This window comes from Staphylococcus sp. HMSC62D11 (assembly GCF_001839145.1).
Taxonomy (GTDB): domain Bacteria; phylum Bacillota; class Bacilli; order Staphylococcales; family Staphylococcaceae; genus Staphylococcus; species Staphylococcus lugdunensis.
On the sequence record NZ_KV840181.1, the window covers coordinates 45,607 to 70,216 of the forward strand.

The following is a 24,610-nucleotide window of genomic DNA, read 5'->3' on the forward strand; positions in this document are numbered from 1 at the left end:
CAAATTAGGAGGAATGGATAATGAATACATTAAATCTAGATATTGTCACTCCTAATGGTTCAGTCTACAAAAGAGAAGATGTTGAACTTGTTGTGTTACAAACCACAGCAGGTGAAATGGGTATCATGAGTGGACATATTCCGACAGTAGCCGCATTAAAAACAGGCCATATCAAAGTTAGATTTCACAATGGTTCTGAATACTTAGCTGTTAGTGGTGGCTTTGTTGAAGTTAGACAACATAAACTTTCTGTTATTGTACAAACGGCTGAAACAGCTGAAGAAATAGACGTAGAAAGAGCTAAATTGGCTAAGCAACGTGCCCAATCTCACTTGAATGATGAAGATAATAGTGATATTTATCGCGCACAACGCGCACTTGCTAGAGCAGAAAATAGATTACGAGTAGCTAACTTAAAATAAAAAGGTTTGGAAGTACAGAGTAACTGTATTTCCAAACCTTTTTAATTTGTGTTTTAATTTGTTTAATAATGAATAGTATCATTATTAAACAAATTCAGGTACAATGTACTACAGAATAATTATTAGAGAGGTTAACTATGAATTATTTAGGACAATTTGCAGTTGTACATTTGGTTTTACACGTCATCTGCATTTGTGTGGCTTATTGGGCACTTAATGCTTTAAGACTTGAACAATTATTTAAAAAAGGGCATATAAGACAAATTCAAATTTGTATGATATTTTTTGCTATTTTGTTAGGTACAAGTGTTAGCAATTTTATTATTGATTTAATGCAATATTCAACACAGGTAAAATATTTGTTAAAATAAAGTATTCTTATAATTCTTTATTATAAATTCTGTCATTAAAGTAATGATGACTGTCTTGTAGATAATTGTATTTTTTTTGAAAAAATAGCTATAATTAATGAATGAATAATAAAATATAGGGAAATGAAAGTAAGTATATTGTAGTCTTAAGTGGAGGATATGTATGGATAGAATAGTTATAAAAGGTGGGCATCGCCTATCAGGAGAAGTTCAAGTAGAAGGTGCTAAGAATGCAGTATTACCAGTGCTAACAGCATCATTATTGGCAACAGAAGGTACTAGCAAACTGATTAATGTTCCCAAATTGAGTGATGTTGAAACAATAAATAATGTGTTATCAACACTGAATGCTGATGTTTCATATGATATTGCAGGAAATGCTGTGACTGTTGATGCAACTGCGACATTAAATGAAGAGGCGCCTTATGAATATGTAAGTAAAATGCGTGCAAGTATCTTAGTTATAGGACCTCTGCTAGCGCGTTTAGGTCATGCAATTGTAGCTTTACCAGGTGGTTGTGCTATTGGAAGTAGACCGATTGAGCAACATATTAAAGGGTTTGAAGCCTTAGGTGCCGATATTCATTTGGAAAATGGAAATATTTATGCCAATGCAAAAAATGGCTTGCAAGGAGCTAATATTCATTTAGATTTTCCAAGCGTAGGAGCTACACAAAATATTATAATGGCTGCATCTTTAGCTAATGGCAAATCTGTGATTGAAAATGCAGCTAAAGAACCAGAAATTGTTGATTTAGCGAATTATATAAATGAAATGGGCGGTAGAATTACTGGCGCAGGTACTGATACGATTACAATTCACGGTGTGAATAAATTAACCGGAGTTGTTCATTCTATTATTCCAGACCGCATTGAAGCTGGAACAATGATTATTGCAGGTGCAATAACGCGAGGAGACGTTTATGTAAGAGGTGCTATTAAAGAACATATGACAAGCTTAGTGTACAAACTTGAAGAAATGGGTGTACAACTAGCCTTTGACGAAGAAGGTGTACGTGTAACAGCGCCAGATACATTACAGCCTGTTGATGTGAAAACGTTACCTCATCCAGGTTTTCCTACAGATATGCAATCACAAATGATGGCTTTATTGTTGACAGCTGAGGGCCATAAAGTTATTACAGAAACGGTATTTGAAAATCGTTTTATGCATGTTGCAGAATTTAGAAGAATGAATGCCAATATTACTGTAGAAGGTCGTAACGCTAAAATTGAAGGCAAAAGTGAATTACAAGGTGCACAGGTTAAAGCAACTGATTTAAGAGCTGCAGCAGCACTTATTTTAGCTGGTTTAGTAGCAGATGGTACAACACAAGTTACTGAACTTAAACATTTAGACCGTGGTTATGTGAACTTCCATGGTAAATTAAAAGAATTAGGAGCAGATATACAACGTATAAATGCTTAATAATAGAGCTATAAGTTATTAGGAGGATGCTCAATTATGGAAACAATATTCGATTATAATGACATTAAAAAAATTATTCCCCATAGACAACCCTTTTTATTAATTGATAGAGTAGTTGAATATGAGGAAGGCAAAAGATGTGTAGGATTAAAACAAGTTTCAGGTAATGAACCTTTTTTCCAAGGTCATTTTCCTGATTATGCAGTGATGCCGGGTGTTCTAATAACTGAAGCACTAGCTCAAACAGGTGCAGTTGCTATGTTAAACAGTGAAGCAAACAAAGGCAAAATCGCATTGTTTGCAGGTATAGATAAATGTCGTTTTAAAAAGCAAGTAACACCAGGGGATACTTTAATGTTAGAAGTTGAAATTACTAAAATAAAAGGTCCTATTGGTAAAGGTACAGCAAAAGCGACTGTTGATGGGCAACTTGCATGTAGCTGTGAATTAACATTTGCGATTCAAGACGCAAAATAATATAAAAAGAGTCAGGACAGAATCCATTATGAATTCGTAATATCGTCCTGGCAAGGTTGATTAGGGTTGAAAAAGCTTAGAATAAGTATATTTTTAATCCTAGTTACCAATATATAGTTAAGTTCCTAAGACATAATGATTATGTCTTAGGTTTTTTTCTTTATTTACAATAATTCATATAATTGGCTCGCTTGCTTAGGAGACAGCTTCAGTCACTATAGCTTGCTTTGTTTGTTGAAATGCGAAGCGCATTTCTCTTTGTTGTGGTCCCGCCCCAACTTGCTTTGCTTGGTGAATTTCTTTTCGAAATTCTCTCTGTCGGGGTCTCCTCAGCTTGTCTATTTACTCTAGTGTCTCGTCGAAGTTTATATATGTGAATTTATATTAAAATGTCTTTTATAATGTATTATCACGTTCAAATTTTTCATCTTTTAGTTTAGGTTTAGATTGCATCATACGTTTGAATGTTGTTTTTAATTCTTCTCCTGATAAACCATCATCTATTAATTGTTCTAATAAACTTTCTGCATAAACTTGTCTCAAAGTGTATATGTGACACTCTAATACAATTGACATTTTTGTTTCAAAGTTAACAATATGCTTAATTGTAGCATCAAATAATGCTGGATCATTAGCCGGTCTTGTGATAACTACACGAATGTCTAATAAAGTTTGTTCTTCTTGATATTGCTTCATCTGTTCATAATGATCATTTGAAATAACGATTTCTAGCAACCATCCAGTACCGCTATTTTCTTTATTAATGATTACACCATCTTCTAATTCATACTCAGTGATACCGCCGTTTTGATTTACTATTTGAAAGCGCACAGCTTTAAATGTCTTCATATCCCATCATCCCTTTTGCTCTCAATTTTATAAAAAATAATATTTTTAAGTTGTACGTGTTCTAAAATACATTATTTTCTTTAAATATAACAAATTTTAGCGGTAAAACGTAAGTAAAATTAAAATTATACCGTTTTGACTTTAGCATTAGAAATACATAAACTATAACTAATCAAAGGAGGTGACACATGTTAAATAAAATCGTAATCGTTGGACGATTAACTAAAGATGCCCAAATATACGAGAAAGAGGAGGTTAAAATTGCTACATTTTGTGTGGCTACGGAAAGAAATTATAAAGATGATAACAACGAGCAAATCGTAGATTATATTCTATGTAAAGCATATGGTAGGACTGCTACCAACATTGAAAAGTATACCAGTCAGGGATCATTGGTTGGTATTACAGGTCAAATGCGCTCAAGAAAGTATACTAAAGACCAACAAACACATTTTGTTACAGAATTATACGTAGAAACTATTAAATTCATGTCCTCTAAAGGCAAAACACACGAAATCCTCGAAGAACATCCAACTACTAATATTCAACCTTTTTCAGTTGATGAAATGAAACTCTTAAATATCGAATAATTGCTTTTTCAATATTAAAACTCAAATTTTATCCATAAATTATATCCGACTAGTTATTCATACTCCCAATAATCTTCTTTAATATAAATCCTTTCAATTATGCTTAACAGTGATGGGAAATATGGTGAATTGTGCTAAATTTTGCTATATTTTCCTAGCTGTTTATTGAAGAAGTATTAAATAATATACATATATTACAATCATATTCTATATGAGAATATCTGTTAAACTCACACAATAATCTGACAAATTTCAAAATATTACACAGGTAATTGGAATTTATAGATTTTTTAGTCCTGCATCAAAGTATTTTTTACGTATTTGGTATGTATAATTATTTCTTTGTTTTTGTAATGTCTTTGTAAATTTTTACCAGTTATTTTTATTTCACTGTAACCTGCTTATTTTTTATGGATGTTACATTATGAATTGTAAATTTAAATATGAAATGAACTCAAATTTAGGAGGATATATAATTATGAAAAAAACAATTATTGCATCATCTCTAGCAGTAGGCTTAGGTTTAGTAGCAGGAAATGCAGGTCATGATGCAGATGCGAGTGAATTAAATGTCAATACTAAAGCTGAGTTAGCACAATTAGCACAATCAAATGATCAATCATTAAATGAAAAGCCTGTACAATCAGGAGCGTATGATTTTACATTCAATTATGAAGGGAATACTTATCACTTTGCTTCTGATGGTACTTATTTTGAATGGCAATACTATCCATCAAATGGTGCAGCTGATGATACAACAATGAATTCACAAGCTCAACAAGGAACAATGTCATCATCTCAAGGTGCTGCAACTCAACAATCAACATCAGCTCAGCCAGCTCAAACTGAGCAAGCACCTCAAAGCGAATCAACACAACAACCACAAACACAAGCAACATCTCATAGTCAGTCAAGTTCAGCAAGCCAAGCTTCAAGTCATTCATCAGTTAATGTTAACAGTCACTTGAAAGCAATAGCACAACGTGAATCTGGTGGAGATATTCATGCAGTTAATCCATCATCTGGTGCAGCAGGTAAATATCAATTTATGCAGTCAACATGGGATCATGTAGCGCCATCTGAATATAAAGGTGTGTCACCAGCTAATGCTCCAGAACATGTTCAAGATGCTGCAGCACAAAAATTATATGATACAGAAGGTGCAGGCCACTGGACAACAGCTTAGGGCCCAACCTAAATTAAATTCTGAACTCACTTCATAATCATGAGGTGGGTTCTATTTATATAAAAAGATATATCAGCTATTATTTTGACTGTCTTCAATAATTGAATTTTGTATTTGGAGTTAACACATTTAAAAATGAATATGATGATATGTATCTAGAGGTATGACATGGTTGCTTTACATTTGATTAATGAGTTTGGCTTTGATATGTTAAATGTAATAGGAAACTACTAGGGGAGCCTTTATTGGCTGAGATGACGAAATTAGTCAGACCCTTATAACCTGATTTGGTTAGAACCAACGTAGGAAAGTAGCAACAATAATCTGCCATTATATTGTTTGGGATGAACTACATTTCTACGTTGAAATGTAGTTTTTATTTTTTAAAGACTTATACTGGGAGGCAATACAAGTGAAATTTTCAGATGAAATTAAACAAGCATCACAACCAATTATTGATGAAATTTATCAAGATGGTTTCATACAAGACTTATTAAAGGGAACAATTTCTAAAGAAGCAATCAGACAGTATTTAAGAGCTGACGCATCCTATTTAAAAGAATTTATGAATATATACGCATTACTTATTCCTAAAGTTACTGATATTGAAAGTATTAAATTTCTTGTTGAACAAATTGAGTTTTTAACTGAAGGGGAAGTTGAAGCACATGAAATATTGGCGGATTATATAAACGAGCCGTATGAAGAAATTATTAAAGAAAAGGTTTGGCCGCCAAGTGGAGATCATTATATTAAACATATGTATTATCATGCTTATACGCATGAAAATGCGGCCTATGCAATTGCAGCTATGGCACCTTGTCCATATGTTTATGAAGTGATTGCATTAAGAGCAATAGAAGACCCTGAATTAAACAAAGCTACAAATTTATCTAAATGGTTTGAATTTTATAGCACAGAAATGAGAGAACTTATAAATGTTTTTGATCAGCTGCTAGATCAATTAACAGAAAACAGCTCAGACGTAGAAAAACAACAAATTAAAGAAAGCTTTTTACAAAGTACGATTCATGAGAGACATTTCTTTAATATGGCATATACGAATGAACAATGGAACTTTGGAGGTTAAAAGCATGAATAAACCGAAAATTGCGCTTACAATTGCAGGTACTGATCCCTCAGGTGGTGCTGGCGTTATGGCAGATTTAAAATCATTTCATTCTTGTGGTGTTTATGGTATGGCTGCCATTACAAGCATCGTTGCTCAAAATACGAAAGGTGTTCAACACATTCATAATCTGGAAACATCATGGGTTAAAGAACAATTGGATAGCGTATTTGATGATGAGTTACCTCAAGCAATTAAAACAGGCATGATTGCAACTAAAGACACGATGGAACTAGTACGTGACTACCTTACAAAATATGCAGACATTCCATATGTCATCGATCCAGTGATGTTAGCTAAAAGTGGCGATTCACTTATGGATGATGATACTAAAAGACATTTACAGTCAACATTGTTACCCTTAGCTGATGTTGTTACACCGAATATTCCGGAAGCTGAAGAAATTACAGGTATTAAAATTGATAGTGAAGCGAATATTTATAAGGCAGGTAATATATTCATCAATGATATTGGTAGTAAAGGTGTTGTAATTAAAGGTGGTCATTCCGAAGACCCAAATATTGCTAAAGATTATTTGTTTACAAAAGATGATGTTTATACATTTGAAAATCAACGTTTTAACACTCCGCATACGCATGGTACGGGCTGTACATTTTCTGCTGTTATCGCTGCAGAATTAGCTAAAGGTCGCTCAATTTATGAAGCTGTGAAAAAGGCAAAGAAATTCATATCTTTAAGCATTGAATATACACCTGAAATAGGTCAAGGTAGAGGGCCAGTAAACCATTTTGCATACTTAAAGAAAGTAGGACTAGATGATGAATAATTTAGAAAAATTACGTGAAGATAATCCTTTAATTGTTTGTTATACGAATGATGTTGTGAAAAATTTCACTGCTAATGGATTGTTAAGTATGGGTGCAAGTCCGGCAATGAGTGAAGCACCTGAAGAGGCAGAAGCGTTTTATAGAGTTGCTCAAGCACTGTTAATCAATATTGGTACACTCACAAAAGCGAATGAAGAGGATATTATTAAGATTGGGAAAATTGCCAATAAACAAGGAACGCCAATTGTTTTTGATCCAGTAGCTGTAGGGGCATCAACATATCGCAAAACCTTTTGTGAACGTTTTTTAGCTGAAGTAGAAGTTTCTGTTATTAAGGGAAATGCTTCTGAAGTGTTGACGCTTGTTGATATGAATACAACAATGAAAGGTACAGATGGAGCAAGCAATCTTGACACCATAGCAATTGCTAAAAAAGCATACCAAAAATATCAAACTGCCATTGTGATAACCGGAAAAGACGATATTATTGTTCAAGATAATCAAATCGTTCAATTATCTAATGGCTCACCATTATTAGCCAAAGTGACTGGCGCAGGATGTTTATTAGGAGGCATTATTGCCAGCTTTTTATTCGGCAACATACACCCATCATTACAACAGCTTGAAGAGGCAATAAGTTTCTATAATATCGCCGCTGAACTTGCTGAACAAAGTCCACATTGTCAGGGACCAGGAAGTTTTCAAACAGAATTATTAGATCATATGTACCAAATGACCTATGAATTATATCAACAAAATGTTAGAAGATTAGAGGTATAGAAATGTTTAAAAGTACAGATTTAAAAGTATATTTTATATGCGGCACACAAGATATACCTGAAGGGAAAAGTTTAGAACAGGTAGTAACACAAGCTTTAGAGTCTGGAGTTACAATGTTTCAATTTAGAGAAAAAGGATCAAAAGTATCTCAAGACAAAGAGATAGAACAACTGGCATTAAAATTAAAGGAACTTTGCCATAACTATCAGGTGCCATTTATTGTTAACGACAATGTTGCACTTGCTTTAAAAGTACAAGCTGATGGTATACATGTAGGTCAAGATGACGCCAAAGTTGAAGACTTTTTTGAACAATTTCATGATAAAATTATTGGTTTAAGCGTGAGCAATCTAGATGAGCTGAAACGTTCTGACTTAACACATGTCGACTATATTGGGGTTGGCCCTATATACCAGACACCATCAAAGTCTGATGCTAGTACACCAGTAGGTCCTGAAATGATTCTAACGTTACGAAAAGAAATAGGTGACTTTCCAATCGTGGCTATTGGTGGTGTGACCGAAAATAATGCACAAGCAGTAGTTGATGCAGGTGCGGATGGAATTTCAGTTATATCAGCTATCGCTAGAAGTCAAAATATTGACAGCACTGTTAATAAATTCTTAAGTTATTATAATTAACAAAGAAATTTTTCCACATATTGTTTTCTACTGTAGTATTAGTATGATAAAATAACATCTATGTGAAATAACATAATAGAGGTGGAAAAATGAAGAAAAAAGCACTACTACCTTTGTTTCTAGGGATAATGGTCTTTTTAGCAGGGTGTGACTACTCTAAGCAAGGAAATCGCACGGGTTTCTTCTATAATACATTCGTAGATCCAATGGAAAAGATACTACATTGGTTAGGTTCAGGCATTTTTAATAATGATTATGGTTTAGCTATCATTGTATTAGTTTTAGTTATTCGGATTGTTTTATTACCGTTCATGTTATCAAACTATAAAAATAGTCATATGATGCGTGAAAAAATGAAAGTGGCCAAACCTGAAGTAAGTGAAGTACAAGAAAAAGTTAAACGTGCAAGAACTCAAGAAGAAAAAATGGCAGCTAATCAAGAAATGATGCAGGTTTATAAAAAATATGATATCAATCCAATGGCAAGTATGTTAGGCTGTTTACCAGTTTTAATTCAAATGCCAATCGTCATGGGATTATATTTTGTACTTAGATATCAAATTGGCGGTGGAATTACACACCACCCACATTTTTTATGGTTTAATTTAGTTAAACCAGATATTTGGATTACAGCTATTGCCGGGGTACTATATTTTATTCAATCTTACATTTCAACGAAAACGATGCCAGATGAGCAACGTCAAATGGCATATATGATGATGATTGTGTCACCTATCATGATTATATGGATTTCATATCAATCAGCCGCAGCACTTGGCTTATATTGGTCAGTCAGCGCCGCTTTCTTGATTGTTCAAACATACTTCGCTAACATGTATTATTCAAAACGTGCTAAAGAAGAAGTAGCACCAATGATTAAACAATATGAAAAAGAAAAAAATCAAGGAACAAAAAAAGGTAAAAACACACAAGTAGTCTCAAAAAATAATAAAAAGAAAAAATAAGAATTCATAGAAAAAGAAGTCAGTAAATGAGTTTTGTAAATTCATTTACTGGCTTCTTTATTTACAAAAATACGTATTATCGGTGTGTTTACTTAGGGGGCTAGGACATTAAGTTCTTAAACAATGTAAAAAGACAATTTCTATTAAAATTATTTGATAGAAATTGTCTTTTCCCTTATGTATTAGATAATGTACAGCTCGTTATCATTTTTGGATGATATGATGTTGCACCACGATGATGATTGAACTCATTATCTGGGATTGTTTATACATATCGAGAAATATTATTTGTAGGAATAAGAATTGAAGTTTCCATTGGTAGTGTATAGTGTAAGTTGTCTATTCTGCTCAAACCCAAAATACGTTTATCTCGACTGCATTATTATTGATACCAATCATCAAAAAATTGGTTGATGAACTGTTTCATGAAATCATGGCGTTGTATGGCAATATTACGTGCTGTTTCAGTATGCATTAAATCCTTTAATTTTAGCAATTTATCGTAAAAATGACGTATCGCTGATGGTTCAAAGGTTGTTATTTCATCTGCTGAAGGTATTGATGAAGTTGGTAACTCTGTCCACATCGGTTCATTAAAGTGCCCGGCGAATTGGAATGCTCTAGCGATACCTATAGCACCAATTGCATCAAGTCTGTCAGCATCTCTAACAATTTGTCCTTCTAAAGAAAGGGGAATTTGATTATTTTCTCCGTTGCGATAGCTTAAATGTTTAATAATAAAAATAATTTCATTAATTGTTAATGTATCGAGATCAATAGAGTATAAAAAATTTTCTAGTTTTATTGTTGCAGCATCACTAGTCGTTAGTTTACTATCAACTGTATCATGCAATAGACTAGCTATTTCAACAATATCTATACGTTGACATTGCTCTGCTTTAGCGATTTTTAATGCTAAGGAAGTTACTCTTTCAACATGTGCAATATCATGGCCGCTATAATCATGAGCATGAAAATCCAACATATATTGTCTACATAAATCAAGTTGCGCTTTTAAATTCATTATATACTCCTTCAAATCTCTTCAGATATAATTAAATATATTAGCTCATATAGTACTGATTAAAGCTAAATGTAAGCTACATTCAACAGGCAAGCTTATCATTAAAATGATGTGACTTGTGTCATAATATTGGGGATAATAATTGAGAAATACCCTCTTTAAATTTAATGATTAAGCCACGTTGATTATAAAGTTCTTGTGTCAATTTATAAGAAACTTTCATATCTTCTATAAAGGCTGTTTTCAATTGATGTGCAACATCCACATCGTAAATAAAGGCATTTACTTCAAAGTTAAGTGTGAAGCTTCGATGATCCATATTTGTTGTTCCAACACTAGCAATTTCATCATCGATAACAACAGTTTTGGAATGTAAGAAACCATTGTCATACTGATAAATGTTTACGCCAGCTTCTAATAGAGAGGCGACATTTTTTAATGTAGCCCAATAAACGAATGGATGATCTGGCATACTTGGTATCATTATATTAACTTCAACACCCCCCAGTGCTGCGATTTTAATAGAGTCTAAAAAGGCTTGGTCAGGAATGAAATATGGTGATTGTATGTAGATTGATTTTTTCGCAGATGAAATCATTTTTAAATAACCATATTTAATTTGTTCCCAATCTTCATCTGGTCCACTAGAAGCAATTTGTACACCTTTTTGGCCTCCTGAATTTACATCTGGGAAATAACGATCACTGTACTCAATATTGTCACGCGCAGCTTGAGAATTCCAATCAAGTATAAACCTTAATTGTAAGGCGTTTACAGAATCTCCTTCTAAGCGTAGATGTGTATCTCTCCAGTAACCGAATTTTTTATATTTTCCAATATATTCATCGCCAACATTAAAACCACCAACATAACCAATTTTGCCATCTATAACGACAATTTTACGGTGGTTACGGTTATTCATACGCAAGTTAATCAATGGTAATTTAGAAGGGAAGAAGGCTTCAGCTTTGCCACCTTTGTTTCGAAAATGCTTTAAATCTTTCTTTCTAAGCCCACGTGAACCCATATCATCGTATAGCATTTTAATTTCTAATCCTTCATCCAACTTATGTTCGAGAGCTGTCAATATCTTATGACCCAAGTCATCACTTTTAAAAATGTAATATTGAATATGTATATAATCTTTCGCATGATTGATATCATCAATGAGCGAATCGAATTTTGTTTTGCCATCTGTAAATATTTTAATAGTGTTGTCAGTAGTTAGAAAGGCAGCATTATTATACAACAACATACGCACCATATCTTTATATTTAACAATTTGATGATTCCCTTTAGAAAAGTTGTCTGATTCTAAAGCTCTCATCTGTTCACCAACAATCATTTCAAGACCAATTTTGTTGTTTTTATTTAATTTAAATATTTGTTCTCGCTGAATTTGTCGACCTAAAAGTAAATAGAGTATGAAACCTATAATAGGAAGAAATACAAGAACTAATAACCAAGCCCAAATTGATCCGGCGCTGCGTCTTTCCATAAAGATGATTGTAAAGGCAAAGATAAGGTTTAAAATAAAAGCACTAATTAAAAATATGTTTATTAGTAAATTAGAATGTGCCAAAGTTAATGAAAAGAATTCAACCATATAGAACCTCCTAGCCTAACATTTTATGTTTGTCACAATATTAAATGAATAATACAATTGTATCATGTAGTTGATAAATATCATATTGTAATTGTTAAAAGTGGTTGAATTTGCTCATTGTAATATACAATAATTAGTAAGTAATTGAGTAAAGGGGTGTTTACCTTGAACGAACAAGATCATGCACATCATTCTAAAATTGTAAAAGCAAATTTAAAATCTAGATTAAATCGTATAGAAGGACAAGTGCGGGCAATTAATCGCATGGTTGAAGATGATGTTTATTGTGATGATGTGTTAACACAAATAAGAGCAACACGCTCAGCATTAACGAGTGTGGCAACAAAACTATTAGAGCATCATATGAAAAGTTGTATCATGGATAAAATAAACGATGGGCAGGAAGTTGAAGCGATGGAGGAATTGCTAGTTACATTTCAAAAAATGCTAAAAGACTAGGAGGAGAAAATTGTGGAAAAGCGATTAATTTATATTACAAATGTGACTAGTGAAGACGACTTGAAATACTTACGAACAAGGTTATTAGAGATGATCGGTGTTAATGAAGTAGTGATCAATTTTGATGAACGTGCAGTTAATGTTACTTTTGAAACACCAACTAATTTAAATGCACTTGAAAAAGAAATATATGATGCTGGCTATCATGCTATAGATGATTTATAAAATAATTTCAAATAAATTTTCAATTCATGTAGTAAACGACAGCTAATTAGGGTACTATGTATGTGAAAGGCCATATAACGAGGTGAAATTATGAAACAAGTCGATAAAATTCAAAACATGGTTAAATACTTAACATCGCTAGGTGTAAATATTAAGAAAACAAAATCTCGTTTAGACATAATGAATACTTTGCCAGCCTCAGCAACAGTCACTCATAAACTAAAGTAACATGTCACTTTTATTCAAAGGTTCGAGTGCGTCTTTAAGTCGATTTACGTTGCTATAAAAAAGGAATATTGGATATTATTCCTAGAAAAACAAGCCAGAAAATGAGTTTATACGCTCATTTTCTGGCTTTGAATTTATGATTGTTATTCTGATTTTCACTCAAATGTGAACTCGTGGAATAAACTAAGACAAAAGTAAACATGGTTTCTTCATGTTGTAAGAAAATTAATAGAGAAGAGCTAAGCTATGAACTAAATATTGGCAGTAGCTGACTGGATTGAAAATAAGCTTATAGCAAGCTTTTTTCAATTTTAGTTAACTTTACTGGGGGACGGGACTACAAATTCATAATAAATTCTGTCCCGCTCCTTTCTTTACTTTGTAATTTAAATCTGAAACCTCTCTATTTAAGCTTTATTGAAGACTTTGATACGTCATGGTAGTAAATGGATAGAATAACACCGATACCAGCCATTAAACTCCAAAGAGAGCTACCACCATAGCTAATAAAGGGTAGAGGAATACCAGTAATAGGTAATAGCTGTATTGTCATACCAATATTTTGAAGAATATGAAATACAATCAAAGAGATATAACCTACGATGAAAATTTTACTAAAAGGAGCTTCTACTCTAATTGCTAAACGAATTAAATGAAAAATTAAAAGTAAAAAAACAAATAGTAAAATTACTGCGCCTATAAAGCCCATTTCTTCACCTATGACTGAAAAAATAAAATCCGTGTGATTTTCAGGAATATAAACTTCACCATGATTATAGCCTTTACCAAATAGCTGTCCTGAGCCAATAGCTTTTAACGATTCTGTTAAGTGGTAGCCATCTCCACCACTATATGAATAGGGGTCTAACCAGGAATTAATACGACCCATTTGATACATCTTAACACCTAAAGACTTTTCAATTACAGAAGGTGCGTATAAAATGGCTAAAATAATGCTACTTCCAAACACAATGACAGAAATAAACAAAGGTGCTAACAATCTCCATGTAATACCACTAACCAACATTACTCCAGCTATAACAGCACATATAACAAGTGTCGTACCTAAATCATTTTGTAATAAAATGAGTGCCATAGGAATAATTGATACACCTATTATTTTGAAAAATAAAACTAAATCGGATTGTAGTGACTTATTGAATGTAAAACGATTATGTCGTTCTACAATTTTCGCTAATGCTAAAATTAATACAATCTTCATAAATTCTGATGGTTGAATACTTACTGGTCCAAAACTATACCAACTCGATGCCCCGTTAATCACAGGTGTAATAGGCGTTTCGGGTAAAATTAGTAAACCGATAAGCAATACACAAAAAATAAAATATAATAAATATGTATTTTTTTTAATTTTTTTAGGTGAAAAAAGCATGATAATAAGAGCGATGAAAGCACCTAAAATATAATAAATAACTTGTCTTATACTAAAATTGGCACTATATTGACCGCCACCCATTGCTGAACTAATGAGTGTGACACTAAAAATGGCTAGTATAGTTAAAATACCTATGAGCACCCAGTCTATTCGTTTGAGCCAATGTTTATTAGGCGTTTGACGGGATGAATATTTCATTTGTAACTCCTTAATTTCGTTAGTTTCTAAATTGATTATACAATGATTTTACTGTAGATTAAAACATTTGACTATAGAATATCTATGATAGCAGCTAGTTGCACAACAACGTGTTGTAAATCGTTTTAAAAATGTTACAAAATTTTCGGATAACCTTTATATCATCAAATGCATTCAACTCATGTTTTATGGTAATATTAAGTTTCAGAAAGTAATCTTTAGAGGATCGTTAAGTCGCATATTTTGTGTGAATACTGTATAAACAGTAATGAATTTAAAGGTATTCATTTTATACTTTGACCTGGTATAACGTATTGAATTGCTTAATGTTGAATCAATATTGGAGGAATACATAATGAAAAAAGAAAATATTTGTATTATTTATGGTGGTAAAAGTGCGGAGCACGACGTTTCAAAGCTAACAGCTCAAAATGTATTAAATGCTATTGATAAAGAAAAATATTTAGTGGACATTATTTATATAACAAATGATGGTTTATGGAAAAAGAAAGGTAACATAACAGCAACGATTGAATCTCCAAAAGAACTTACTTTAACAGATGTTGAGCCAGAAGATATTACTTTATTATTAAAACAAAGTAGTGCTGGTGAAGCATATGATGCAGTATTTCCACTATTACATGGACCTAATGGGGAAGACGGTACGATACAAGGTCTGTTTGAAGTATTGGATATTCCATATGTCGGAAATGGCGTGTTAGCTGCTTCTAGCTCAATGGATAAGCTTGTAATGAAACAATTGTTTGAGCATAGAGGGCTACCACAATTACCTTATATTAGTTTTTTACGCAGTGAATATGAAAAGTATCAAGGAAATATCATTAAATTGGTAAAAGACAAATTAGAGTATCCTGTTTTTGTTAAACCGGCGAATTTGGGATCAAGTGTAGGTATTAGTAAATGTAACGATGAACAAGAATTAAAAGCTGGCATTGCCGAAGCATTTCAATTTGATCGCAAATTAGTAATTGAACAAGGCATAAATGCCCGTGAAGTAGAAGTTGCAGTTTTAGGTAACGATTATCCAGAAACGACTTGGCCTGGAGAAGTAGTTAAAGATGTTGCATTTTATGATTACAAATCCAAATATAAAGATGGGAAAATTAGATTACAAATCCCAGCAGAGTTAGATCAAGAAGTGCAACTTACTTTGAGAAATATGGCACTAGAAGCTTTTAAAGCAACGGACTGTTCAGGTTTAGTACGTGCCGATTTCTTCGTAACTGAAGACAACCAAATTTTCATCAATGAAACGAATGCCATGCCTGGATTTACTGCATTTAGTATGTATCCAAGTTTATGGGAAAATATGGGCTTATCATATTCAGATTTAATTACAAAACTTATAGAATTAGCAAAAGAGCGTTACGAAGATAAAAAGAAAAATAAATATAGCATAGACTAAGAGCGAGGTAAGTCATTATGATAGAAGTAACTTTGCGACAAATTAAATCATGGATCGATTGTGATATAGATGACCAATTTTTAGATGTTAAAATCAAAGGCGTAACAATTGACTCACGTGCGGTTCAACCGCAAATGTTATTTATTCCTTTTAAAGGAGAGCATGTAGATGGGCATCGCTTTGTTAAACAAAGTATACAAGATGGTGCTGCAGCTGCATTTTATCAAACAGGTCAAGAAATTGGTTCTTCATTAGAAGAGCAACCATTAATTTATGTTTCTGACACTTTGACTGCATTACAACAGCTTGCTAAAGCATATTTGAATTATGTTCAACCTAAAGTGATAGCTGTGACAGGGTCAAATGGCAAAACGACTACTAAAGATATGATAGAGAGCGTATTAAAAACACAGTTTAAAGTGAAAAAAACGCAAGGTAATTATAATAATGAAATTGGTATGCCCTTAACAATTTTAGAATTGGATTATGACACTGATATATCAATTTTAGAAATGGGTATGTCTGGATTTCATGAAATTGAATTATTGTCTAGTATTGCAGAGCCAGATATTGCCGTGATTACGAATATTGGTGAATCGCATATGCAAGATTTGGGTTCAAGAGCGGGTATTGCAAAAGCGAAATCTGAAATTGTTACTGGACTAAAAGATAACGGTATTTTTATTTATGACGGGGACGAGCCACTATTACAGCCACATGTAGCACAAGTAAAGCATGCGAAATTAATCAGTGTGGGCTTGGAACAACATAATACGTATGTTTGTACAATTGATTCCAATCAAAATGATGGTATTGCTTTTAATATTAATAATACAGAACATTATGAATTACCTATTTTAGGCGTTCATAATATGAGGAATGCTGCAATTGCCATTGCAGTTGGACATGAGTTAGGCTTATCATATGAGATGATTCAACACAATATTAAACATGTCCAATTAACTGGCATGCGCATGGAAAGACATGTAACAGAACAGCAAATTACAGTGATTAATGATGCCTATAATGCAAGTCCAACAAGTATGAAAGCGTCTATAGATACGTTAAGTAATATGGAGGGACGAAAAATATTGATTTTGGCCGATTGTCTGGAGTTAGGTGACAACAGTCAACATATGCATGAAGAAATAGGTGAATATTTAAAAAATAAAAATATTGATGAGCTATATACTTTTGGTGAAGAAGCACAATATATTCATCGTTCTGGACAGCCCTATGTACCACATGCACAACATTTTGAGTCTAAAGAAGCAATTATAGAGCAATTGAAAAAAGAATTAGTTGCTGGCGACAAAGTTTTAGTGAAAGGCTCTAGAGGTAATAAATTAGAGGATATTGTTAACGCAATTATTTAATATAACGTAGTTCAAGACCTAATTGTATTGAAAAATATAATTAGGTCATTTTTTATAAAAAAAAGCCTATCCAAGCGCTTTTAGCAATGTATGATTAAATTTTTTCTATCTGATTGCAGAAACCCTTTATTGCTATAAGATAATATAGGTGGTACTATTAAGAAGTTGACGAAACAAATACGAACGTATACGTAAATAGTACGACGAGAAATAAATAGATAAAAGGAGAATTATATTGCAAAATTTTAAAGACTTAGGGATTTCTGAAAAAACAGTTCAAACCCTAGAAAATATGGGGTTTAAAGAACCTACGCCAATTCAAAAAGACAGTATCCCTTATGCATTAGAAGGAAGAGACATCCTCGGACAAGCACAGACAGGTACAGGTAAAACTGGTGCTTTCGGTATTCCTCTAATAGAAAAAGTTGTAAATAAATCAGGAGTACAATCACTGATTTTAGCACCTACACGTGAACTAGCGATGCAAGTAGCAGAACAATTAAGAGAGTTTAGCCGTGGACAAAATGTTCAGGTTGTTACGGTATTTGGAGGTATGCCAATTGACCGTCAAATCAAGGCGCTTAAAAAAGGACCTCAAATTGTTGTAGGAACACCTGGACGAGTTATTGATCATTTAAATCGTAGAACATTGAAAACGAATGGCATTCACACATTGATATTAGATGAAGCTGATGAAATGATGAATATGGGCTTTATCGATGACATGAGATTCATTATGGATAAGATACCGGCAGAGCAAAGACAAACGATGCTATTCTCTGCTACAATGCCAAAAGCGATTCAAGCACTCGTGCAACAATTTATGAAAACACCTCAAATTGTTAAGACTATGAACAATGAAATGTCAGATCCTCAAATTGACGAGTATTATACAATTGTTAAAGAATTAGAAAAATTTGATACTTTTACTAATTTCTTAGACGTTCATCAACCAGAACTTGCCATTGTATTTGGTCGAACAAAGCGCCGTGTTGATGAATTAACAAGTGCTTTATTATCAAAAGGTTATAAAGCAGAAGGATTGCATGGAGACATAACACAAGCCAAACGTCTAGAAGTATTAAAAAAATTCAAAAATGATCAAATTGATATTTTAGTTGCTACAGATGTAGCAGCGCGTGGTTTAGATATTTCAGGGGTAAGTCACGTTTATAACTTTGATATCCCTCAAGATACAGAAAGTTATACACACCGCATTGGTCGTACTGGCCGTGCTGGTAAAGAAGGTATAGCTGTTACCTTTGTCAATCCAATTGAGATGGATTATATTCGTCAAATTGAAGAAGTTAATAGTAGAAGAATGACTGCTTTGAGACCACCGCATCGTAAAGAAGTTTTAAAAGCGCGTGAGGATGACATTAAAGAAAAAGTTCAAAACTGGATGTCAAAAGATAATGAACCAAGATTACAACGTATTTCAAGCGAATTGTTAAAAGAATACGATTCAACAGAATTAGTTGCGTCATTACTTCAAGAATTAGTTGAGGCAAATGATGAAGTAGAAGTTCAATTAACATTCGAAAAACCTTTAGCACGTAAAAATCGCCAAAACAAGAACGGTGGAAACCACAGAAGAAGTAACAAAAAACGTGGTGGAAAATTTGAAACACGTAATAAACGTACAAAAGGTAATTATAATAAGAAAAAGTCAAATAATTTCGATCGTAAAGATAAATCAAGCAAGAATCGTACAACAAAAGGACGTACATTTGCTGACATGCAAAAATAATATAACTATTGTTGAATCTGGGACATAATCATCTCTTAAACTATGAACTAAATAATTGTAGTAGTTGATTGGATTGAAAATAAGCTTATACCAAGCTTTTTCAATCCTAGTCAACCTTGCTGGGGCGGGACTACGAATTCATTATGAATTCTGTCACGCTCCTTTTTTATATACAAATTTAATGCCTATTATTATTTAAAACCTTAGAGTGTTATATGTTATAACTATAAATCCATTTATGTGCCTCCATTGAAGTATTAAGTAGCCATCAATTACCACTACTTCTATGATATAATGAACGTAAATTTCAGGAAGGAGTTCTTTATGGATTATAGTGACAATGTTTTTAAGCAAAGTCCTAAGCAGGCATTAAAATATTACTGGATAAAGTATAGTCTTTACTTTGTAATTGAATTTATTGTTTTGAGTGTTTTGACTTATTTTTGGTACACAAATCATTGGTACCATTGGTTGATATATATTGCTGCTATCTATTTAGTACTCATGTTTATCACTTTGATTGCAAGCCCATATATCTTATACCATCATAGATACTATCGTCTTGATGGCAATAATATAGAAATTAAGAAGACATATATTTTAAAGAAACATAAAATGAGCAAGATCGAACGTGTGCAACAAATCGATGTTAAATCAAATCCGTTGTTGTATAAATTGAAATTAAATAAGTTAGTAATACCAACTGCCGGTCATGAAATTAGTTTTCCTATTGTTTCGGAAGCTGAAGCATTGCGATTACAGGATAAAATCATACAAGGTTTGAGAGGTGTAGATACAGATGTCTAATCCTCAAAAATTACATATTATTTCCTATATTAACTGTATTTATAATGCAATAAAACAAAATATTATTTTATTTGCCATTGTCGTAGGTGTGAATATATGGCAATTTGATTTCTCAGAAATTCGTGATTATATTGGGTTAGGTATAGTGCTGATGTTCTTTATAATATCGTTAGTGTCACAAATTTTAGAAGTATATAGTACAAGATATTGGTTAGAAGATGATCACTTCATTGTCACACATGGGGTTTTTAACAAAAATAGAAAAGAATTAAATGTCCGAAAAATCCAGTCGTTTGAAACCACTCAAGGTGTTATCGATCAACTTGTTAATGGTGTCAAATTGCAAATAAAAACGCCAAGCGATGGCGTGGAATTAGAAACAATTACGAAATCACAAAGCCAAATGATTGAACAATCAATTCGAAATAAACAACTCGAATTACTGCAAAAAGGTGACTTACAACTTGAAAATAAGAAACATGATTTACAAGATACACAATCACTAGACAATGAACAAACAGATAATCAAAATATTATATTTAAAATGTCCTTTAAGACTTTATTATTAATGGCTTTAACAAGTGGAGCTGTTGGTGTGACATTTGCAGCACTCAGTCCAATATTTAATTCGGTAGAAGACTTTATACCATGGGATAGTTTGACTCACGGTATATTAAGTTGGGTGAATTCAGCATTTAAAATTGTATTTGTCATTACTATTGCCCTTATTATCGTAAGTTATATTGTAGGAACGGCGATTATGATGATTCGGTACTATCATTACACAGTGAGACAATCGCATAGTCAGTTAAAAGTATCTTATGGATTACTAAATGTAAAAAATATAACAGTACCAACTGATAGATTGCAGGCTGTCGTTGAAAAACAGTCATTATTACGCAAATTATTTGGATATACATCTATACATTTTATTATTACGAGCGATTCAGATGTCACTTCAGAAGTAGATGTCAGTACAAAAGGTAGAGTTATGATTTTACCTTTTATTAAACAGCATGAGGCTTATCGCATATTAGCTGATTTAGTGCCAGAAATGGATTTTATCAAAATTGATAAAGGCATGCCTTTAAGAAGCTTTCATCGACATTTCTTCATCTTTTCAGTGATTATATTAATTTTAGCAAGTATCGGTACCTATTTTTGGAGTGTTTGGAGCTTTGGGATTGCAGCAATATTAATTTTGATAAGAATATTACATGCTTGGGTCTACTTTAAATGTTCAGGAATGGCGCAAAATGACAGTGAAATTGCAGTAAGTGAACTGACATTTTTAACGTTAAATAGTTATTACTTTAAAAAAGATAAAATACTTGAAATTGAAACTGAACAGCACCCATTTTTGCAACGTGCTCGTCTCGCTACAATAAACTTTATTCTAGCCAAAGGTGCAATTTTCCAGGGTGTGACGTTGAAATTTGAAGATGAGCATAAAGTTGAAAATGTTACTTCGACATTTTTAAGAGGTGAATCAAATGACAACTTATAATCATATGAATCAAAATGGACCTAAAATCATGCGTATTGCAGCAACAATAACTTTACTAATTATAAGTATCATTTTTATTGCAGCAATATTAATAAATTATTTTTTATTACACTGGCTAACTTTAATGCAAATTAGCATTGGACTAGCGATATTTTTTAGTGTATATATTGTTATTTTTATTGTTGTGAATCCTTGGTTAAAATATAAAAATTTTCGCTATTCATTAGAAGCTGATGTAATTTACATTCGGACGGGTATTATATTTGTTTCAACACAAGCAATACCACTATTTAGAATTCAAAACATCGATATTACTGAAGGCTTTTTAATGCAATTTTATGATTTAGCAACTGTAAAACTTTTTACTGCTGGTGGCTTTCCAAGTGTAGAATTAATTAATAAAGCAGAGGCACAGCGCCTAAAACAAATGATTCGACAACAAAAAGCTGAGCAATCTGATGAAGATAACATTGATAATGAAAATAATGATATAGAATGAGGGTTAAATAGATGATTTATGGAATAGGTATTGATTTAATTGAAATTGAACGTGTTCAACGATTAAATGATAAACAACCCAAATTAATTGAACGTATTTTATCTCCTGGAGAACAACAGCGCTATCATAGTTTTTCAAGCGAACGTAGAAAACTTGAATTTTTAGCTGGACGTTTCACAACAAAGGAAGCATTTAGTAAGGCTTTAGGTACTGGACTAGGTAAAACTGTTGCTTTTCATGATATCCATTGTTATAACGATGATTATGGAAAACCATGTATCGACTATCCAGGATTTAAAGTGCATGTAAGTATTACACATAGTGATCATTATGCTATGAGTCAAGTTTTATTAGAAAAAATGGATGAAGCGGCATATAATAAAAATAAGAAAAATGAGATATGATAATATCCATTTATAATATGTTACGGTCATTTCGAGGAGGACATAACATGTCAGATAAGTATTATAGAAACACCTATATCAACGTCGATTTAGCTGCAATTAATAACAATTACCGACAATTCACTCAGTTACATGATAATAAGACAGTGATACCAGTAATTAAAGCGAACGGCTATGGTTTAGGAAGTGTGCAAATTGCTCAATATTTAGTGGACCATGGCGCTTCTTTTTTTGCTGTAGCAACTTTAGATGAAGCGATAGAATTGCGCATGCATGGAATCAAAGCACAAATATTGATTTTAGGAGTTATACCTATAGAAGATATTAATAAAGCAATTCAACATAGAGTTGCAATAACGGTCCCTTCAAAATCATGGTTATCATCTGCTATTAAAGCTATCAATGATGATAATGAGAAAAGACTGTGGTTGCATATTAAACTTGATACAGGCATGGGACGCTTAGGTATTAAAAACCAAGCAGAATACCATCAAACCATTCATTTAATAGAACAGCACGAGCATCTTGTTTTTGAAGGTGTCTATACACATTTTGCATGTGCAGATGAACCAGGAGATTCTGCACAACAGCAATATCAATGTTTTAAAACATGGGTAACTTCAACGGATATGCCACGTTATGTTCACGCACAAAATTCTGCTGGTGCATTGATGATAGATGCAGATATTTGTAATGCTGTAAGGTTAGGTATTTCACTTTATGGTTACTATCCATCAGAGTATGTAAAGGAAGAGGCTGACATTGAACTTCAACCTAGTGCTGAGTTAATGACCCAAATTGTACAAACAAAAGAACTACAACCTGGTGAGTCAGTCAGCTATGGCAGTACTTATACAGCACAATCACCTATAAAAATAGGTATCATACCAATTGGCTATGCAGATGGTTATTTGAGAATAATGCAAGGGCATTTTGTAAATGTGAAAGGACAGCAATGTGAAGTGATTGGCCGTGTTTGTATGGATCAAACAATCATTAAAATTAATGATGATATTGTTGAAGGCGATGAAGTATGTGTTATAAGTAAACAACAAGATAGCATACAATCAGTAGATGCAATTGCAAAACAACAAAAAACAATCAATTATGAAGTGTTATGCAACCTTGGACGACGCTTGCCAAGAATTTACAAATTTGATAATAAAGAATATATTATTAATGATTTATTAAAATAGTGTAGTCACTCCATCTAAAATTTGTTATTATTAAACTAAATAAAGGTTTAATAATAACTTTTTTAGAATCACTGGAGGTTCTTCTTATGCTAACTTTTAATCAAAATCGTAGTCATAGTCTAGAACAGTCATTAAAAGAAGGGTATGCTCAGATGGCAGACCTTAATCTCTCCCTAGCAACAGAGGCTTTCCCAATTGAATGTGAAGCTTGTGATTGCAATGAAACTTATCTAACTTCCAATCATCAGAGTGAATGATTAGACGCGGCGATGTATATTTAGCTGATTTATCACCGGTACAAGGGTCTGAACAAGGGGGAGTAAGACCAGTTGTCATCATTCAAAATGACACCGGTAATAAATATAGTCCAACTGTAATTGTAGCTGCAATTACTGGAAGGATTAATAAAGCGAAAATACCCACTCATGTGGAAATAGGTAAAAAGAAATATAAGTTAGATAAAGATTCTGTTATTCTGCTAGAGCAAATACGAACATTAGATAAAAAAAGATTAAAAGAAAAACTTACTTATCTCTCTGAGGATAAAATGAAAGAAGTAGATCATGCCCTAGACATTAGTCTAGGTTTACATAACTATCATTAAATTTTTTGAATTAGATATATGTATTACTCAAAGTTTTATATATATAATAGGTCATTGTTTTCGAAACTTTTAAATGCTCATGTAACATAGTTAACATACTTCTAATCAAACATACTCATACATTTTATACTTGAGCTGAAACAAATCTTAAGCGTTGTTTAATAGCTTGAAAAGTTAATGGTAAAGAATGTCTTGAGTTTAAACTTTAGGTATTCCCTAAAGTTTTTTTGGCTTAAAATGACTACGTGTTAAGTAAAAATTAAAGAAATTAAATGTAG

28 protein-coding genes and 1 riboswitch are annotated in these 24,610 nt (G+C 32.6%); of the genes, 24 read left to right on the top strand and 4 right to left on the bottom strand.

Annotation, left to right across the window (positions count from 1 at the left end; genetic code table 11):
• Window positions 1–20 precede the first annotated feature (20 nt).
• The 4 genes from HMPREF3267_RS02740 to fabZ all read left to right on the top strand — a co-directional run bounded on the left by HMPREF3267_RS02740 (window position 21) and on the right by fabZ (window position 2,699).
• Entirely contained in the window at window positions 21–422 is a 402-nt protein-coding gene (locus HMPREF3267_RS02740) for a F0F1 ATP synthase subunit epsilon (protein ID WP_002461226.1), read from the top strand.
• A gap of 137 nt (window positions 423–559) precedes the next feature.
• Entirely contained in the window at window positions 560–793 is a 234-nt protein-coding gene (locus HMPREF3267_RS02745) for a DUF1146 family protein (RefSeq protein ID WP_002478965.1), read from the top strand.
• Between the two features lie 163 nt (window positions 794–956).
• On the top strand, window positions 957–2,222 hold the full coding sequence (gene murA, locus HMPREF3267_RS02750) for a UDP-N-acetylglucosamine 1-carboxyvinyltransferase (protein WP_070823805.1): 1,266 nt from the start codon (window positions 957–959) through the stop codon (window positions 2,220–2,222).
• 36 nt (window positions 2,223–2,258) lie between these two features.
• Window positions 2,259–2,699 (top strand): 3-hydroxyacyl-ACP dehydratase FabZ, encoded by a 441-nt coding sequence (gene fabZ / locus HMPREF3267_RS02755; RefSeq protein ID WP_002461222.1) that lies wholly within the window; start codon window positions 2,259–2,261, stop codon window positions 2,697–2,699.
• Between the two features lie 396 nt (window positions 2,700–3,095).
• On the opposite strand, the gene HMPREF3267_RS02760 is transcribed toward fabZ, so the two are convergent.
• Entirely contained in the window at window positions 3,096–3,548 is a 453-nt protein-coding gene (locus HMPREF3267_RS02760; RefSeq protein ID WP_002478966.1) for a YwpF-like family protein, read from the bottom strand.
• Between the two features lie 188 nt (window positions 3,549–3,736).
• Between HMPREF3267_RS02760 and HMPREF3267_RS02765 the strand changes: the two genes are divergently transcribed.
• From HMPREF3267_RS02765 to yidC, 7 genes are all read left to right on the top strand, one after another.
• Complete coding sequence (locus tag HMPREF3267_RS02765) at window positions 3,737–4,138, top strand: single-stranded DNA-binding protein (protein ID WP_002461219.1); 402 nt, start codon at window positions 3,737–3,739, stop codon at window positions 4,136–4,138.
• A gap of 478 nt (window positions 4,139–4,616) precedes the next feature.
• Window positions 4,617–5,324, top strand: coding sequence for a transglycosylase family protein (locus HMPREF3267_RS02770; RefSeq protein WP_062077890.1), 708 nt, complete (start codon window positions 4,617–4,619; stop codon window positions 5,322–5,324).
• 222 nt (window positions 5,325–5,546) lie between these two features.
• A riboswitch (TPP riboswitch) is annotated at window positions 5,547–5,650 on the top strand.
• A gap of 86 nt (window positions 5,651–5,736) precedes the next feature.
• Window positions 5,737–6,414: a thiaminase II gene (gene tenA, locus HMPREF3267_RS02775; protein WP_002461217.1), complete on the top strand. Its 678-nt coding sequence runs from the start codon at window positions 5,737–5,739 to the stop codon at window positions 6,412–6,414.
• A gap of 4 nt (window positions 6,415–6,418) precedes the next feature.
• On the top strand, window positions 6,419–7,240 hold the full coding sequence (gene thiD / locus HMPREF3267_RS02780) for a bifunctional hydroxymethylpyrimidine kinase/phosphomethylpyrimidine kinase (protein ID WP_037543574.1): 822 nt from the start codon (window positions 6,419–6,421) through the stop codon (window positions 7,238–7,240).
• On the top strand, window positions 7,233–8,021 hold the full coding sequence (gene thiM / locus HMPREF3267_RS02785) for a hydroxyethylthiazole kinase (protein WP_037544998.1): 789 nt from the start codon (window positions 7,233–7,235) through the stop codon (window positions 8,019–8,021). Before thiD ends, thiM begins: the two co-directional genes overlap by 8 nt.
• A 2-nt stretch (window positions 8,022–8,023) precedes the next feature.
• A complete protein-coding gene (gene thiE / locus HMPREF3267_RS02790; RefSeq protein ID WP_002461213.1) occupies window positions 8,024–8,662 on the top strand; it encodes a thiamine phosphate synthase in 639 nt (212 codons plus the stop codon).
• 89 nt (window positions 8,663–8,751) lie between these two features.
• Window positions 8,752–9,627 (top strand): membrane protein insertase YidC, encoded by an 876-nt coding sequence (gene yidC / locus HMPREF3267_RS02795; RefSeq protein WP_002461212.1) that lies wholly within the window; start codon window positions 8,752–8,754, stop codon window positions 9,625–9,627.
• A gap of 382 nt (window positions 9,628–10,009) precedes the next feature.
• Here the strand turns inward: yidC and HMPREF3267_RS02800 are convergent, their stop codons facing one another.
• Window positions 10,010–10,651, bottom strand: a complete 642-nt coding sequence (locus tag HMPREF3267_RS02800; protein ID WP_002492092.1) for an HD domain-containing protein — start codon at window positions 10,649–10,651, stop codon at window positions 10,010–10,012.
• Window positions 10,652–10,772: 121 nt separating this feature from the next.
• A complete protein-coding gene (gene cls / locus HMPREF3267_RS02805; protein WP_002478972.1) occupies window positions 10,773–12,257 on the bottom strand; it encodes a cardiolipin synthase in 1,485 nt (494 codons plus the stop codon).
• 165 nt (window positions 12,258–12,422) lie between these two features.
• On the opposite strand from cls, the gene csoR reads away from it, so the two are divergent.
• From csoR to HMPREF3267_RS12425, 3 genes are all read left to right on the top strand, one after another.
• A complete protein-coding gene (gene csoR, locus HMPREF3267_RS02810) occupies window positions 12,423–12,716 on the top strand; it encodes a copper-sensing transcriptional repressor CsoR (protein WP_002492098.1) in 294 nt (97 codons plus the stop codon).
• Between the two features lie 12 nt (window positions 12,717–12,728).
• Window positions 12,729–12,941, top strand: coding sequence for a putative copper chaperone CsoZ (locus HMPREF3267_RS02815; protein ID WP_070823804.1), 213 nt, complete (start codon window positions 12,729–12,731; stop codon window positions 12,939–12,941).
• A gap of 90 nt (window positions 12,942–13,031) precedes the next feature.
• Window positions 13,032–13,169 carry an Lmo0850 family protein gene (locus tag HMPREF3267_RS12425; RefSeq protein ID WP_002461206.1) on the top strand — a complete coding sequence of 46 codons (138 nt, stop codon included), beginning with the start codon at window positions 13,032–13,034 and terminating at the stop codon, window positions 13,167–13,169.
• A 403-nt stretch (window positions 13,170–13,572) separates the two neighbouring features.
• Here the strand turns inward: HMPREF3267_RS12425 and HMPREF3267_RS02820 are convergent, their stop codons facing one another.
• A complete protein-coding gene (locus HMPREF3267_RS02820) occupies window positions 13,573–14,763 on the bottom strand; it encodes an FtsW/RodA/SpoVE family cell cycle protein (RefSeq protein WP_002461205.1) in 1,191 nt (396 codons plus the stop codon).
• A 355-nt stretch (window positions 14,764–15,118) separates the two neighbouring features.
• Between HMPREF3267_RS02820 and HMPREF3267_RS02825 the strand changes: the two genes are divergently transcribed.
• The 10 genes from HMPREF3267_RS02825 (at window position 15,119) to HMPREF3267_RS02870 (ending at window position 24,332) form a co-directional block, all read left to right on the top strand.
• Window positions 15,119–16,189: a D-alanine--D-alanine ligase gene (locus tag HMPREF3267_RS02825; RefSeq protein ID WP_062077886.1), complete on the top strand. Its 1,071-nt coding sequence runs from the start codon at window positions 15,119–15,121 to the stop codon at window positions 16,187–16,189.
• Window positions 16,190–16,206: 17 nt separating this feature from the next.
• On the top strand, window positions 16,207–17,565 hold the full coding sequence (gene murF / locus HMPREF3267_RS02830; protein ID WP_062077884.1) for a UDP-N-acetylmuramoyl-tripeptide--D-alanyl-D-alanine ligase: 1,359 nt from the start codon (window positions 16,207–16,209) through the stop codon (window positions 17,563–17,565).
• A 235-nt stretch (window positions 17,566–17,800) separates the two neighbouring features.
• On the top strand, window positions 17,801–19,315 hold the full coding sequence (locus tag HMPREF3267_RS02835) for a degradosome RNA helicase CshA (protein WP_070823803.1): 1,515 nt from the start codon (window positions 17,801–17,803) through the stop codon (window positions 19,313–19,315).
• Between the two features lie 324 nt (window positions 19,316–19,639).
• A complete protein-coding gene (locus HMPREF3267_RS02840) occupies window positions 19,640–20,122 on the top strand; it encodes a PH domain-containing protein (protein ID WP_002492078.1) in 483 nt (160 codons plus the stop codon).
• Window positions 20,115–21,629 carry a PH domain-containing protein gene (locus HMPREF3267_RS02845; protein ID WP_062077882.1) on the top strand — a complete coding sequence of 505 codons (1,515 nt, stop codon included), beginning with the start codon at window positions 20,115–20,117 and terminating at the stop codon, window positions 21,627–21,629. The genes HMPREF3267_RS02840 and HMPREF3267_RS02845 overlap by 8 nt, the downstream gene beginning before the upstream one ends.
• Window positions 21,616–22,128 (top strand): PH domain-containing protein, encoded by a 513-nt coding sequence (locus tag HMPREF3267_RS02850; RefSeq protein WP_062077880.1) that lies wholly within the window; start codon window positions 21,616–21,618, stop codon window positions 22,126–22,128. Before HMPREF3267_RS02845 ends, HMPREF3267_RS02850 begins: the two co-directional genes overlap by 14 nt.
• A gap of 11 nt (window positions 22,129–22,139) precedes the next feature.
• Window positions 22,140–22,532, top strand: a complete 393-nt coding sequence (gene acpS, locus HMPREF3267_RS02855) for a holo-ACP synthase (RefSeq protein ID WP_002461196.1) — start codon at window positions 22,140–22,142, stop codon at window positions 22,530–22,532.
• A gap of 47 nt (window positions 22,533–22,579) precedes the next feature.
• Window positions 22,580–23,728, top strand: a complete 1,149-nt coding sequence (gene alr, locus HMPREF3267_RS02860) for an alanine racemase (RefSeq protein WP_062077878.1) — start codon at window positions 22,580–22,582, stop codon at window positions 23,726–23,728.
• A gap of 86 nt (window positions 23,729–23,814) precedes the next feature.
• Window positions 23,815–23,985, top strand: a complete 171-nt coding sequence (mazE, locus tag HMPREF3267_RS02865; RefSeq protein WP_002461193.1) for a type II toxin-antitoxin system antitoxin MazE — start codon at window positions 23,815–23,817, stop codon at window positions 23,983–23,985.
• Window positions 23,982–24,332 carry a type II toxin-antitoxin system PemK/MazF family toxin gene (locus HMPREF3267_RS02870; RefSeq protein WP_002461192.1) on the top strand — a complete coding sequence of 117 codons (351 nt, stop codon included), beginning with the start codon at window positions 23,982–23,984 and terminating at the stop codon, window positions 24,330–24,332. The genes mazE and HMPREF3267_RS02870 overlap by 4 nt, the downstream gene beginning before the upstream one ends.
• The last annotated feature ends 278 nt before the right edge of the window (window positions 24,333–24,610 follow it).